Genomic DNA, 14126 nt, shown 5'->3' on the forward strand with positions numbered 1-14126 from the left:
TCTAGCAGTAATTTTTTAGCAATAATTTTCTTTCCGTATTTCCGGACTGTTTTATCAAGGTTTTATCAAAACCATACCTTATAGGCTCCATTTTCGCAATGCATTTTCGTTAATTTCCGCACGGAGACCCGCACAGAGATCCGCGCAGAAGGAGGCAGAATACTCCGGCATGTCCGTTTAGTAAATTCGTATATAATGAAAATTCTAAGATCTGTTTTTGACAAAAACTTCATAAAGATCACGATGATGATCGCCTTTCCGATCATGGTGCAGACCGGAATCACGAACTTTGTGAACATGCTGGACAACATCATGGTCGGGAGGATCGGTACTGATCCCATGACCGGTGTTTCTATTGTAAACTCCCTTTTATTTGTCTGGAATCTGTGTGTATTCGGCGGGCTTTCCGGGATCGGTATTTTTACTGCACAGTACTGCGGCAAAGATGATCAGGAGGGGGTCCGCCATACCTTCCGGCTGCAGATCCTGATGTCGCTTCTCCTGACTGCGGCGGGGATCTACATTTTTATGAGCCATGGGCAGTCCCTGATCGGTCTGTATCTGCACGAAGATGGAGGCGGGGGATCTGTTGAAGCGACGATGCAGGCTGCGCTCAGCTATCTGACCGTGATGTGCTTCGGCTTTCTTCCTTTTGCGGTCACGCAGGCCTACAACACGACGATCCGGTCCCATGGGGAAACCGTTGCGCCGATGATCGCGACATTGATCGCAGTAGTCGTAAATCTTGCCGGAAACTATATTCTGATCTACGGGAAACTGGGCGCACCTGCACTTGGTGTTGTCGGAGCCGCGGCAGCCACGGTGACCTCAAGATTTGTCGAGCTTGCCTTTATCGCGGTCTGGGCCCACACCCACGCGGCAAGGATTCCCTTTATTACAGGCGCTTACCGGAGCCTGTATGTGCCCCGGGTACTCACGCTGAACTGCATCCGGAAAGGGACGCCGCTTCTTTTAAACGAAGCTCTCTGGTCCGGCGGACAGGCGATCCTCACTCAGTGCTACAGCGTGCGCGGCCTTTCTGTGGTATCCGCGCTCAATATCGCGCAGACACTCGGCAACGTATTCAACGTTGCCTTTATCGCAATGGGATCGGCGACGGCGATCATCATCGGCCGAAAGCTGGGGGAGTGGGGAGAATCGCGCACAAAAGAGCTCAAAAACGAAGCCTGGAGACTCATGCTCTTCTCCTGTTTTTTGTGCATGCTCTCATCTACGTTGATGATCTCAGTCTCCTTCGTTTTCCCGAAAATCTACAATACAACGAATGAGATCCGGGCACTGGCGACAGGGCTGATCATTCTCATGGCCGCCTATATGCCCATACATTCTTTTAACAACGCTTCCTACTTCATCATCCGGTCCGGCGGAAAAACATTCATCACCTTTTTGTTTGACTCCTGCTTCTGCTGGGCTGTGTCCATCCCGGCCGCCTACTTTCTGGCCCATTATACGCGGGTCCCGATCCTGCCCATGTATGCGGCGGTGATCTCCTGTGAACTGGTCAAAGTCGTGATCGGGATAACGCTTGTAAACAAAGGGATCTGGATCAAGAACATAACTGTTTAATTCTCTGTATGGATCCCTTGCTCAGGCGGGACAAAACTCAGAATATCATGTTGCTTATCAAGCCGGTATAAAACACGAAATGTTCCGGTGCTGCACGGTTTACAGGCGGTTTACTGAGATGCGGCGTTTGCTTTTCAAAATACCGGCATTTTGATACAATATCGGTTAGTGTATCACTGGGTAACAGTCTGAAAAGAGCATCCTCTTTGGCCATTACACCATTGCAGCGGGTGAAAGTTCTGAAAAATACCTGAACCAATATCATGTCATCAGCCCGGATGTCTCAAATTTTTATAAGTGAGTCTGACAAACGAAAGGATTGCGTTTATGAACATTTTGAATGGGCAGAATCTGTTTGATGTCGCCGGCAAGGTCGTTCTGGTGACTGGAGCGGCTACCGGTCTCGGCGAGGGCTATGCTCACATTTTTGCGGAATCCGGATGTAAGGTCGCCTGCGCGGACATCCAGTTTGAAAAGGTGCAGGAGACGGCGGCAGACATCTGCTCCCAGGGCTTTGAAGCCCGCGCCTTCCGGGTGGATGTGACAAAACAGGACAGCATCCGGCACATGGCGCAGGAGATTCTGGACGCCTACGGTCGGATCGATGTCCTGGTCAACAACGCCGGCGTTGAGCACATCGAACCCTACACAGAAGTCACGGAAGAGCACTACGACTTCATCACCTCTGTCAACCTGAAGGGTGTCTTCTTTGTCGGTCAGGAGATCGCCAGGATCATGAAAAAACAGGGCGGCGGCAAGATCATCAATATCGGCTCCCTGGGCAGCTACATCGGTCTCGCCGAATCCAGCGTCTACTGCTCCACCAAGGGCGGAGTGATCCAGCTTTCCAAAACCATGTCCATCGAACTGGGTGCCGACAACATCCAGGTCAACTGCGTAGCGCCCGGATATTTCATCACACCGATGACCCGGCCCTTCTACGATGACCCGGACCACCGCGCCTGGATCGAGAGCCGGATTCCTCTGCACAACTGGGGAACCGTCAGGGATCTGGCCGGTCCCATGCTCTTCCTCGCGTCCTCCGCGTCTGACTACGTCACCGGCGCGACGATCAAGGTCGACGGCGGCTGGCTGGCCAGCTGATCCCGGATCCCGGGCCCTGCCTGTCAGCACTGTCTGTCCGTCAGGAACATCCCGTCCTGCATCTGCAGACCGGACTCTGCACTGTATTTACGTTTCTTTAGTTTCCTTAATGAGAGCGGCAGAGATTTGTCTGCAGATATTGAAATGTAATTTAAACAGACATTCATCCATGTTTTATAAACTGTGAAAGTTTTTTGTAAATTGTGAAAGGACTGCTATATGAAGATGAAAGCACTGCGCTGGTACGGAATCCATGATGTCCGGACGGAAGAAATCGATAAGCCGGCTCCTGCCCCCGGCGAGGTGCTCATCCGTGTCCTCTATGCCGGAATCTGCGGCTCGGATCTGCATATTTACAACAAAGCCATGTTCATCCAGAACATCCCCGAGACCATGGGGCATGAATTCTTCGGTATCGTAGAGGACGTTTCACAGGCTGATCAGCCGGGGCGCAAGTCCGGTTTTAAAGAAGGCGATCTGGTCATCGCGAATCCTATGATGACCTGCGGGGAATGCGACAGCTGCCGCCGCGGCGATTTCAACACCTGCGAAGTCCTCGGCTTCATCGGCGAGGTCCGTCAGGGATGCTTCGCAAAATATATCTGCCTGCCTGAGGACCACCTGATCCATGTCCCAAAGTATGTGGATAAGTACGCTGATATGGAAAAAATGGCTCTCGCGGAACCCCTGGCGGTGGCGGTAAACGTGTGTAACCGCGCAGGTCTGAGTGCCTGCCTGAAGATCCCGGGATCAGGGGCTGACGGACTCTCCTCAGACAAACCCGCCCGTGAGGGGCTTTCCTCTGATGGATCTTCCTCCGGTGAACCTTCCTCTGACGGATTTTCCTCCAGGGAACCCTCCCCTGCTAAACTGTCTTCCGGCAGACAGGAAGCCCAGACTGCAGACCAGGTCTCTCTGGCCATTATCGGGGCCGGTCCCATCGGTCTCCTCACCGCAGCCCTGGCCAGGCAGGTCTGCGGGATCCGCAATGTCACCGTCGTCAACCGCTCGGAAACCAGACGGAATATTGCGGCCCGGCTGGGCGCAAAGGCTCTGCCCGCCCTTCCCGATGGCGCGCGCTTTGACAAGGTCATCGAAACGGCCGGCAGTCCCGCGACCCTGCGTCTCGCACTGGAGCATGTCCGCGCGGGCGGTCAGGTCCTCGCCGTCAGCGTCTTTGAAGACGGCGACTGTCCGATCGACGCAAATCTCATCGTCGGTTTCCAGATCACTCTCACCGGATGCAACTGCTATACCACAGAGGATCTCAAAACGGCTGTAGACCTGCTCGCTTCCGGCCGCATTGATGTCTCTCCAATCATCACGGACATCGTTTCCCTCGATGAGGGTAAGGCCGCCTTCGAGAAGCTCTGCGCAAAAGAAAAAACCGCCGCAAAAATCTTATTCCGGATGGAGTGACTCAGCGGGATATTAAGTAAAGGGATATTATATGGATCAAATTGAACGGCGGGACAAAGAACTCGCTTATATCACCGACCACAGTGTAATGGAAGAACAGGCCCGCTGCAGGAAAATCCTTCAGAAGCTCAATTTCATGGACCGCTCTGATTTTGGCGGCATAGCGGAAGTCGTCCGGGAGCTCCTCGGGAAATCGGAGAACGCCTTCATCAATCCTCCCTTTTACTGTGATTACGGAACCCACATCGAAGTGGGGAAAAACTTCTTTGCCAACTACAACTGCACGATCCTGGATGTGGCAAAGGTAAAGATCGGCGACTACTGCCAGATGGCCCCCAATGTAGCCATCTACACAGCCGGTCACCCGGTTCATCCGGACAGTCGTAATTCCCTGTATGAATACGGCAAAGCCATCACTATTGGTGACAATGTCTGGATCGGCGGCAATACTGTCATCCTCCCCGGGGTCACCATCGGAAACAACGTCGCAATCGGAGCGGGCAGCGTCGTCACCAGGGACATCCCCGACTGGAGCCTTGCTGCCGGAAATCCATGCAGGATCCTGCGGCAGATCGGGGAAACTGACCGGAAAAAGCTCTATAAGGATGAAGAATTCGACGAGGAAGCCTGGGCTGATATCGTCCGCCGCGGCTTTGCCCCGCATTGAGGGACTGTCACTGCACAGGGGCAGGAGATTTTTCCAGTCTTTCTTCCGGTTCCTCCCTGTTCCCTTTCCTTATTCTGTTTTATTGTTCCATTTTATTGTTCCGTTTCCTTATTGCGTTTTTTGTTCCGTTTCACTGTTCCGTTCCATTCGCATTCGCATTTTTCAGCGATTTCCCTGTTTATTATACGTCGCGCGTGCGCTATAATAAGCGGAATCCGTCGAAATCTCAGTGAACCTCTGTGTCCTTATCTGCATTCATGCACTTTGAGGAGGAAATATATGGAAAGTAATAATAACATTTATAAGATAAAACACCTGCTGTCCGCGGGGCTGGTCATTCTCTCCCTCTTTCTCGGAAGCCTCGTCCCCGGGAACCTTTTACCCGGGAATCTCTTGTCCGGTCATCTCTTGTCCGGTTATCTGAGCGGAAGCCTGCAGGCATTTGCTGCGGAATCATCCTCATCCGCTGACTCTTCCGAGTCCGACAGCATTGCCCTGCATGACGCCTATTTTTACCGTCAGGAGGATGGACAGCTTAAGTACTGGCTTGACCTCGGCGGAGAGGATATCAGGCTCCACTGCTTTTTCCGTTCCGGCAGCCCAGACTATTATGAAAAGATCTATACTCTGTTCCCGGAGCCGGAGAGCTCACAGGGAAACACGATCAGCATCAGGGAGATCAGGGTCGACGGCAGCACAGATATTTCCTCCTGGTTCCTCTTTATGGGAATCACCTTTACCGATGATTCCGCTGTCCTGTCAGTCGTCCGCGACGATGAGACTCTGGCAGGCGGAGGGGGCAGCAACCTTCTGACCGGCAGCTATGTAATGACTGCCGGCAGACCGGACAGCTCCCCGAAGACTTCGGCCACCACACCTGCGGAAGGGTCCTATGATGATTACATGCATTATAACGGATCCGCTTTCCTGGTAAACGGCGGACAGCTCCGTTACTGGATCGAATTCCGCGATAACTTTGAGCTCCACTGCCTTTTCTTTAACGGAGACCCCGCTTCCGGAGGAACCTATGAGGAGGTCTACACCCTCTATCCGGATCTTGACAATTCTCCCGCGCAGGAGCTGATCATCAAGAGTGTGGCAAACGGACAGGGAACCGACATCACCGACAGCTTCCGGAAATTCAGATTCCTCTTTTCTTCTAATGACTCGGTTGTAATGGAGGTGGAGCGCGACACGACAAAACTCGCAGGAGGGGGCGGCAGCAATCTCCTCGACGGCAGCTACACGCTGTCTCCCTGCCCTGCCCTTGAAGCCGTCAGGGAACTTCTCTCCCCTGCCGGTTCTTCATCAGGGAAAAAGGCTTCTTCCACAGCCTCTGAATCCTACTCCCCGGAGGAGCTCTGTGAACTTGCGCAGAACTACTATAAACGCCATAATGACTTTTTCCCGCCGGAAGCAGATTATGTCAAAAACGACAACGGTACCTATACGATCCATCTGTATGAGATCGTAGACGATGGTGACGGCATGGGCCACACCGCCACCTCCGCCTGGTATACTGTCGATACCTCCGGCATCGGCACGGATGACATCATGGGCGGAACCGTAAACCTGAATAAATAACCGGACAGCCGACAGAGGACAAAATTCTGTACCGATTAAAGACTCACCCGCGGGATAACCGGACAGCCGGCAGAATGACACAATTCTGTACTGATTTAAGACTCGCTCGCGAGTATGGAAGCAGACGGATAAAACATTGTCTGAATAAAGCAATAAAGCCGGGCACGGACTGTTGCAAAACAGCCTGTGCCCGGCTTTTTTCATTTATCATTTGACATTTATCCCAGCCCCAGCAGCTTTATCCCAGGCCCAGCAGCATTCCGATCATGCGCAGGAGAAGGGCTGCGCCCCAGGCCACTGCGCACTGCCAGAGTACGACGGCTGCCGCCCATCTGGTCCCCAGCTCCCTCTTGATCGATGCCACTGCAGCCACACAGGGGGTGTAGAGCAGGGAAAAGACCAGAAGGCAGCCCGCTGTGAGTGAGGACATGGACTGGCCGATACCGCCCTCAGCTCCAAACAGGACCTTCAGGACAGAGACCACGCTCTCCTTGGCCATGAATCCCGAGATCAGCGATGTACAGATCCGCCAGTCTCCCAGTCCGGCGGGACGGAAGAGGGGGACCAGGAAGCTCGCGATCGCCGCCAGGATGCTGGTTTGAGGATCTTCTACCAGGTTGAAATGGAAGTCAAAGCTCTTTAAGAACCACACGAGGACTGTCGCGACCAGGATGACGGAAAAGGCTCTCTGTAAAAAGTCTTTTGCCTTTTCCCACAAAAGCTGGGCGACGCTCCTGACCCCCGGCAGGCGGTAATTGGGAAGCTCCATGACAAAAGGAACCGCCTCTCCTTTAAACATGGTCCTTCTGTAAAGCGCAGCTGCCAGAACTCCCAGAAATATCCCGAGGAAATACAGGGCGACAATGATCAGCCAGCCCTTGTCGGGGAAAAAGACCGCCACAAAAAAGGAGTAGATCGGAAGCTTTGCCATACAGCTCATAAAAGGGGTCAGCAGAATTGTCATCCTTCTGTCCCGGTCACTGGGAAGAGTCCGGGTGGACATGACCGCGGGGACAGTACATCCAAAGCCGATCAGCATGGGGACGATACTTCGTCCGGACAGGCCGATCCTGCGGAGGATCTTGTCCATAAAGAAGGCGACACGGGCTATGTATCCGCTGTCCTCCAGGATTGACAAAAAGAAGAACATGGTGACGATGACCGGCATGAAACTGAGGACGCTTCCCACTCCCTCAAAAATACCGTCGATGACCAGACCGTGGATCGCTTCATTGACGCCCGCGGCGGTCATTGCGGCATCCGCCGCCTCGCCCAGAGCCCCGATCCCTGCCGCCAGCAGATCCTGCAGGAAGGCGCCGATGACATTGAAGGTCAGATAAAAGATACAGCCCATGACTGCTATAAATACCGGAATGGCCGTATATTTGCCGGTCAGGATCCTGTCGATCCTCTGGCTGCGGAGATGTTCCCTGCTCTCGTGAGGCTTCACAACACAGGCCTCGCAGACCTTCTGGATAAAGGCAAACCTCATGTCCGCCATGGCCGCGCTCCGGTCCAGTCCGCGCTCCTTTTCCATCTGGAGGACGATGTGCTCCAGCATTTCCAGTTCATTCTGGTCCAGGGCCAGCTGATCGATGATCAGACGGTCTCCCTCGATCGCTTTATCCGCCGCGAAACGGGGAGGAAGCCCTGCCCTCTCCGCATGGTCCTCGATCAGGTGGATGACTGCGTGGAGACAGCGGTGGACAGCGCCGCCGTGGTCGTTGGCGTCACAGAAATCCTGTCTCGCAGGCCGTTCCTGATAGTGGGCGATATGGACGGCGTGGCGGACCAGCTCATCGATTCCTTCATTTTTTGCGGCCACGATCGGAACCACCGGAACTCCCAGCATACTCTCCATCCGGTTGATATCGACAGACCCGCCGTTGCCGCGCAGCTCGTCCATCATATTGAGGGCGACCACGACAGGAATATTCATTTCCAGCAGCTGCATGGTCAGATACAGGTTTCGCTCGATATTCGTGGCATCCACGATATTGATGATCGCCCTCGGGTTGTTGTCAAGGACAAAGTTCCGGCTCACCAGCTCCTCGCTCGAATAGGGCGACATGGAATAAATACCCGGCAGGTCAGTGATCATAGTATTAGCCTGACCGCGGATCTCTCCGTCCTTGCGGTCCACCGTGACCCCCGGGAAGTTCCCGACATGCTGATTTGCCCCGGTCAGCTGGTTAAAAAGCGTCGTCTTGCCGCTGTTCTGATTTCCGACAAGGGCAAAGGTCAGGAGCTCCCCGTCCGGGAGCGGATCTCCGCTTCCCTTGGGATGATACTTGCCCTCTTCTCCAAGTCCGGGGTGCTCGATCTCTCTGGATGCACTTTTCTGCTGCCCGTCCTCCGCTGCTCCGGAACCCCCTGCCTGCGTTCCGGCTTTATTTTCAACCAGTGTAGCCTCGATCTTCCGGGCATCCTCCAGCCGCAGAGTCAGCTCATATCCATGGATGCGCAGTTCCATCGGATCCCCCATGGGAGCCAGTTTCACCAGGGTCACCTCCGCCCCGGGGATCACTCCCATGTCCAGGAAATGCTGGCGCAGCGCGCCCTCTCCTCCAACTGCATCGATTCTGGCTGTCTGCCCGATTTTCAAGTCTCTGATCGTCATGCTCCTGCCCCTTTTAACAGTTTTCCAGTTTGTACACCGATATCTTCCAGTGATAGTATTTTCTACCGGAAGACATTAATTATACAACAAAAAAACACCTCCGACAATCTCTTTGTTAAAACCATCTAACTCGGGGTTAACTGATTTGTCCGGAAGGCAAAATAGAGGCGTTCCCCTGAAAGGAACGCCTCCAAGTCTCTGACCGTCAGATTCTAATCAATAAGGTTCTTACCAATAAGGTTCTTATCAATAATTTTCCGGTGTAAACTTCATCCCTGTCAACCGCTGCAACATCACTGCGAGGAAGGAGTAGACATACTCCACACTGGCGATGCGCACGGCATCCCTTCCCACATCACCAAACTGTTTTGTCGCTGACAGGGTCTTTCCGTCAATAACGAAGCCAAAACAGACCATCCCCACAGGTTTCTGCGCAGTACCGCCCGTGGGACCTGCGATCCCGGTAATGCCGACGCCGACCTGGGCATTGTTTGCCCGGGCAGTGCCGACAGCCATCTGGACAGCAACCTCTTCACTCACGACTCCATGCCGGCTGATCGTTTCCGGGGAGACTCCCAGATACTTCACCTTGGCCTCATTGGAGTAGGTAACGAAGGATGAATTAAACACATTGGAGGCAGACGGGATGTCCACCAGGTGCGCCGCAGCCAGACCTGCAGTACAGGATTCCGCAAAAGAGATGGTCCATCCCTTCGCCGTGAGGATGTCCACGATCAGAGCCGCGCGCGTGTCAGTCTCTTCATGCTTGATCACATATTCCATAAAGATGCTCCTCTTAGCAGTTGACGACATTCCAGGGAAGATTCTGTCACGTCCTGCCGTTACATGTACAAACCCTGCCGGGGACTTGTTCATGCAACATTCTGTCTTTTTTCAGAGAAAAAAGAGAATAAAAAATAACAGAAACTAAATAAATGGCAGAAATCAAAAACGTCAGAGATTAAAAAATGGATGTATCTGTATTTTCGCAGAAAAATACAGATCGCAATATTTACGGGAACAAATCGGTATTCTGAAAACGAGCTGGAGATCTTATAGCCGGACAGGGGAGTCCCTCCCCCGTCCGGCATCTAAAAAAGTTATAGTCTGGAAGAACGGATCATTTCTTCAAATTAATTTCTTTTGACTGTTTCTTCTGAAATTATAGCCGCCCGATTATTTCTTCTGAATAAAGACCTTGTACTTTTCACCCCTGGGATTATATTCATCGCACGGGCTGGCCACTCTGATGTAATACGTTTTCCCTTTTTCCATATTCTTGACCAGACTCATATAGTCGCCTTCATATATGCGGCTTTTTTTGCCCATCACAGTCCTGCTGCTGTTCATCAGAGAAGCATCGAGCCATGCGCCAACTTCGACGTTCTTGACAACCACCCTGTATTTCCCGGTGGCGGAAGGTACGAATTTAAAGTAGTCTCTGTCCAACCTGAAATCGCTCTTCCCGTAACAGTTCTTTCCTACTGTCACGACCGTCGAGTCGCCCAGGGCATTTCCTTCCAGATCTTTCGTGTAATTGATCAAAAATTTTATCCTTCCGGCCCCCTTGTTTCCGTTCCTGATAATGATATAGTACCAGCTGTCAGTCTTCAGGGTCCTGTCCCATGTAGAAAAATTGGCAAAACCGCCTTTTTTTAAAGCAACACCGCCACCGAGGGCATCCTTTTTGTCCGTGCCGCGCAGATATACTGTGAAAGGCTTCGTTACGGTCTCATTAAAGATCATCACCTCATAAAAGGTTTTATAAGTGTTTGTCTTAAATTTGAAAATTGCATAGTCCTGAGAGCTCTTGAGATTTGTGGTATATTCTGTGCTAAATTTGACGATTTTGGCACTGCCCCGGGTGGCTCCGCCTGTTACTGCTGTAGCAGCCATTACAGGGGTAATGGTCATCGCGATAATCACAGCGGTGCAGACCGCCGCAATAAGCCTTTTCCACATTGTTTTCATGAAATACTCCTCCCTTTCTTTACATGACATGAGGTTTCTTCTGTGCTAAACTCCAGTTGTTTTCACATCTGTTCCCAGGGGATGTGCATCTGATGATCCAGGCCGCATATACGCGATTATCCCTGCAGGCCTCTTGCCTGACGGTCCATATCCTCCACGACGATGTCGTAGATCTCACCCAGAGTCCGGCAGTAGGCCAGCACCAGCCAGGGCTCATTGGTATGATAGTGGATCTTGATCGGGTCTCCGTCGCCGCCGACTGCCAGAAGGCTGTCGCCCTTGAAGTTTTCCGCGATGTAGTCAAAAACCTCGTCCTCGTCGAGATCCTCATAGCCGTCGATCAAGAGCTGTGTGTCATAACGAAATTCAATGGACTGTTCAGGTAACATGTTTTTCCCTCCTTGTGTTTGGTTGGTTACTTTATCTCTTTTCCTGCAGGATCTGTTCCACGAGTGCCGTACACTCATAGACCATATCGTCACAGTGGGGCTTCTGCGGCCGTCCTGCCTCGCGGTTCATGCGGAGCAGGTCGCGGCAGTTCAGGCATCCGCTGTGGTTCTCACGAACAGCACGGCAGAAGCCGCCGACAGTGGCCCCCTCTTCGATTCCATACAGGCCAAGTGCCATCAGGCCTCCGGTCACAGCCCCGCAGGTCTCGCCCATTTTCATGCCGCTGCCAAAGTTTGCCGTGATCCGGCAGGCAGCCTCCTCGGGCAGCCCGGCATCCGGTCCGAAGGCAGCCAGCACGGCCTGGGCACAGTTATAGTGTACGTTGGGGTCATTGCGGAGCTCTTTTGCGCGTTCCAGATATTTTCCCATTTCCCTGTTTTTTCCCTCCTCTATAGACACAGTTTTCATTTTACGCTTCGGCTTCGGGGCGCGTCTCCGCGTCAGCCTGAGATCCTGCTTCCGCCCGCATATCTATACCATCGCGAACTTCCGCCTCTGCTTCTGCGGCAGTCTGTGTATCTATATCATCGTGAGCTTTCGCCTGTGCTTCTGCGGCAGTCTGCGTATCTATATTATCATGAGCTTCCGCCTGCACATCCGTTTCAGCCTGCATCCCGTCATCTGTCGTCGGGGAGGCCTGTGTCCCGATCCTGCGCGGCTCGGGGCTGCGGTTCAGGATATTCATGAATTCCTCGCCGGTGATGGTCTCCTTGAAGTAGAGGTATTCGGCGATCTCGTCGAGCTTGCGCTTGTTGTCCCGCAGGATCTTCAGCGCCTTTTCGTGCTGGGCGCGGACGAGCTCCACGACCTTGCGGTCGATGAGGGCCTGGGTCTCCGCGGAGCAGGCCAGGGACGTGTCGCCGCCCAGGTACTGGTTGGTGACGGTCTCCATGGCGACCATGTCAAATTCATCGCTCATGCCGTAGCGGGTGATCATGGCGCGGGCCAGTCTGGTGGCCTGTTCGATGTCGTTGGAGGCGCCGGTGGTGACACTGCCGAACTCCACCTCTTCGGCGGCGCGACCGCCGGTCAGGGTGGCGATCTTGTTCTCGATCTCCTCCTTGCTCATGAGGTAGTGATTGCCCTCCTCCTCGACCTGCATGGTATAGCCCAGGGCACCGGAGGTGCGGGGGATGATGGTGATCTTCTGGACAGGCGCGCTGTTGGTCTGCATGGCCGCGACGAGCGCGTGTCCGACCTCATGGTAGGAGACAATGAGCTTCTCCTTGTCGGTCAGGATCGCGTTCTTTTTCTGATAACCCGCGATGACGACCTCGATGCTCTCCTCCATGTCCGCCTGATTGGCGAACCGCCTGCCGTCCCGGACGGCGCGCAGAGCCGCTTCGTTGACGATGTTGGCAAGTTCCGCGCCGGAGGCGCCTGCCGCCATTCGGGCGATCTTGTTGAAATCGACGTCAGTGCCGATCTTGATCTTCTTGGCATGGACCTTCAGGATATCGATGCGGCCCTGCAGGTCAGGGAGCTCCACGGGGACGCGCCGGTCAAAGCGGCCCGGCCTGGTCAGAGCGGGGTCCAGAGCCTCCGGACGGTTTGTCGCCGCCAGGATGACGACACCCAGATTCTCTTCAAAACCGTCCATCTCTGTCAGAAGCTGGTTCAGGGTCTGCTCGCGCTCATCATTGCCGCCGATCACACCGCCGTCGCGCTTTTTGCCGATAGCGTCGATCTCGTCGATGAAGACGATGCAGGGAGCCTTCTCCTTGGCCTGCCTGAACAGGTCGCGGACCTTGGAGGCACCCATGCCGACAAACATCTCGACGAATTCGGACCCGGACATGGAGAAAAACGGTACATTCGACTCGCCTGCGACCGCCTTGGCCAGCATGGTCTTGCCGGTTCCGGGAGGGCCGACGAGCAGGATGCCCTTGGGCATGGTCGCGCCGATCTCCTTATACTTTCCGGGATCGTGCAGATACTCCACGATCTCCATAAGATTTTCCTTTGCCTCTTCCTCGCCGGCGACGTCCGAAAAACGGATCCCTTCCGTCGATTTGACATAGACCTTGGCGTTGCTCTTGCCCATGCCGAACATCATCGAGGAGGCCCCGCCTCCCGCGCGATCCATCATTCTTTTGCTCATGAGATAACCGAGACCGCCGAAGATCGCGATTGGCAGCACCCAGCTGAGGAGAAAAGCAGCCATGGGCGACGTCTCCGGGATGATTTCGCTCCCGAACTTGGCGCCGGCTGCATACAGCCGGTCCACAAGTCCGTCGTCCTGCATATGGCCCGTGGCATAGATCTTTCCGTCCTTGTCCGTAAACAGAATATCGTTCGATCTGAACTCTACTTTTTCAATCTGTTTGTTCTCGGTCATTGTCATGAAGGTCCCGTAATCCACTTCCTCAATGGAAGCCCGCTTAAGAGACGGCATGATAAAGGCGTTGACGATCATCATGAACAGAATGATCGTCAGCGCGTAATAAAACATTGATTTCTGAGGGGGTTTTATTTCCTGCATGAAGTTTACTTCCTTTCCTGTGCGGCAGATGGCAGAGCAGGGCGTGACTATGCACCGGCTTTCGGCCGCCACCTGTCTGATTATCCTGCGGCATTATATCTTCGTAAATTTCTTCGCAATTTTTCACAATATCAGCTGTCGCAGTTAGTGTATAATGATCCGGAGTTCGGATGTTCTACACAATATAGCACAGTTAGTCGGGATTTCCTAATAAACTTTCTGTAAAATAATAAGAAATTTCC

Annotated in this window: 11 protein-coding genes; 5 read left to right on the forward strand and 6 right to left on the reverse strand. The window is 53.4% G+C overall.

The annotated features are described in order from the left end of the window. Positions 1–195 precede the first annotated feature (195 nt). The 5 genes from BLT02_RS03620 to BLT02_RS03640 all read left to right on the forward strand — a co-directional run bounded on the left by BLT02_RS03620 (position 196) and on the right by BLT02_RS03640 (position 6361). Positions 196–1587 carry an MATE family efflux transporter gene (locus BLT02_RS03620; protein WP_092991662.1) on the forward strand — a complete coding sequence of 464 codons (1392 nt, stop codon included), beginning with the start codon at positions 196–198 and terminating at the stop codon, positions 1585–1587. Between the two features lie 327 nt (positions 1588–1914). Further along, positions 1915–2691 carry an SDR family NAD(P)-dependent oxidoreductase gene (locus tag BLT02_RS03625; RefSeq protein ID WP_092991664.1) on the forward strand — a complete coding sequence of 259 codons (777 nt, stop codon included), beginning with the start codon at positions 1915–1917 and terminating at the stop codon, positions 2689–2691. 219 nt (positions 2692–2910) lie between these two features. Then, positions 2911–4110 carry a zinc-dependent alcohol dehydrogenase gene (locus BLT02_RS17065; protein WP_175453671.1) on the forward strand — a complete coding sequence of 400 codons (1200 nt, stop codon included), beginning with the start codon at positions 2911–2913 and terminating at the stop codon, positions 4108–4110. A gap of 31 nt (positions 4111–4141) precedes the next feature. Next, positions 4142–4777, forward strand: a complete 636-nt coding sequence (locus tag BLT02_RS03635; RefSeq protein WP_092991666.1) for a sugar O-acetyltransferase — start codon at positions 4142–4144, stop codon at positions 4775–4777. A gap of 279 nt (positions 4778–5056) precedes the next feature. Continuing rightward, positions 5057–6361, forward strand: coding sequence for a hypothetical protein (locus BLT02_RS03640; protein ID WP_092991668.1), 1305 nt, complete (start codon positions 5057–5059; stop codon positions 6359–6361). A 238-nt stretch (positions 6362–6599) separates the two neighbouring features. On the opposite strand, the gene feoB is transcribed toward BLT02_RS03640, so the two are convergent. From feoB to ftsH, 6 genes are all read right to left on the reverse strand, one after another. Next, the gene (gene feoB, locus BLT02_RS03645) at positions 6600–8981 is read right to left on the reverse strand and encodes a ferrous iron transport protein B (RefSeq protein ID WP_092991670.1); all 2382 of its coding nucleotides are present in this window, start codon (positions 8979–8981) and stop codon (positions 6600–6602) included. A gap of 246 nt (positions 8982–9227) precedes the next feature. Further along, positions 9228–9764, reverse strand: coding sequence for a CinA family protein (locus BLT02_RS03650; protein WP_092991672.1), 537 nt, complete (start codon positions 9762–9764; stop codon positions 9228–9230). Between the two features lie 393 nt (positions 9765–10157). Further along, positions 10158–10952 (reverse strand): hypothetical protein, encoded by a 795-nt coding sequence (locus tag BLT02_RS03660; RefSeq protein ID WP_092991677.1) that lies wholly within the window; start codon positions 10950–10952, stop codon positions 10158–10160. A gap of 116 nt (positions 10953–11068) precedes the next feature. After that, positions 11069–11341, reverse strand: coding sequence for a hypothetical protein (locus tag BLT02_RS03665; protein ID WP_092991679.1), 273 nt, complete (start codon positions 11339–11341; stop codon positions 11069–11071). A gap of 31 nt (positions 11342–11372) precedes the next feature. Beyond that, positions 11373–11771, reverse strand: coding sequence for a C-GCAxxG-C-C family protein (locus tag BLT02_RS03670; protein ID WP_092991863.1), 399 nt, complete (start codon positions 11769–11771; stop codon positions 11373–11375). Between the two features lie 40 nt (positions 11772–11811). Beyond that, a complete protein-coding gene (ftsH, locus tag BLT02_RS03675; RefSeq protein ID WP_092991681.1) occupies positions 11812–13884 on the reverse strand; it encodes an ATP-dependent zinc metalloprotease FtsH in 2073 nt (690 codons plus the stop codon). Between the last annotated feature and the right edge of the window lie 242 nt (positions 13885–14126).

The sequence above is a fragment of the Sarcina sp. DSM 11001 genome (assembly GCF_900101015.1).
Taxonomy (GTDB): domain Bacteria; phylum Bacillota; class Clostridia; order Lachnospirales; family Lachnospiraceae; genus CAG-791.

Coding starts and splice junctions, on each gene's coding strand:
- BLT02_RS03625 (WP_092991664.1), top strand. CDS start 1,915: ATGAACATTTTGAATGGGCAGAATCTGTTTGATGTCGCCGGCAAGGTC.
- BLT02_RS03670 (WP_092991863.1), bottom strand. CDS start 11,771: ATGGGAAAATATCTGGAACGCGCAAAAGAGCTCCGCAATGACCCCAAC.
- BLT02_RS17065 (WP_175453671.1), top strand. CDS start 2,911: ATGAAGATGAAAGCACTGCGCTGGTACGGAATCCATGATGTCCGGACG.
- ftsH (WP_092991681.1), bottom strand. CDS start 13,884: ATGCAGGAAATAAAACCCCCTCAGAAATCAATGTTTTATTACGCGCTG.
- BLT02_RS03660 (WP_092991677.1), bottom strand. CDS start 10,952: ATGAAAACAATGTGGAAAAGGCTTATTGCGGCGGTCTGCACCGCTGTG.
- BLT02_RS03665 (WP_092991679.1), bottom strand. CDS start 11,341: ATGTTACCTGAACAGTCCATTGAATTTCGTTATGACACACAGCTCTTG.
- BLT02_RS03650 (WP_092991672.1), bottom strand. CDS start 9,764: ATGGAATATGTGATCAAGCATGAAGAGACTGACACGCGCGCGGCTCTG.
- BLT02_RS03635 (WP_092991666.1), top strand. CDS start 4,142: ATGGATCAAATTGAACGGCGGGACAAAGAACTCGCTTATATCACCGAC.
- BLT02_RS03640 (WP_092991668.1), top strand. CDS start 5,057: ATGGAAAGTAATAATAACATTTATAAGATAAAACACCTGCTGTCCGCG.
- BLT02_RS03620 (WP_092991662.1), top strand. CDS start 196: ATGAAAATTCTAAGATCTGTTTTTGACAAAAACTTCATAAAGATCACG.
- feoB (WP_092991670.1), bottom strand. CDS start 8,981: ATGACGATCAGAGACTTGAAAATCGGGCAGACAGCCAGAATCGATGCA.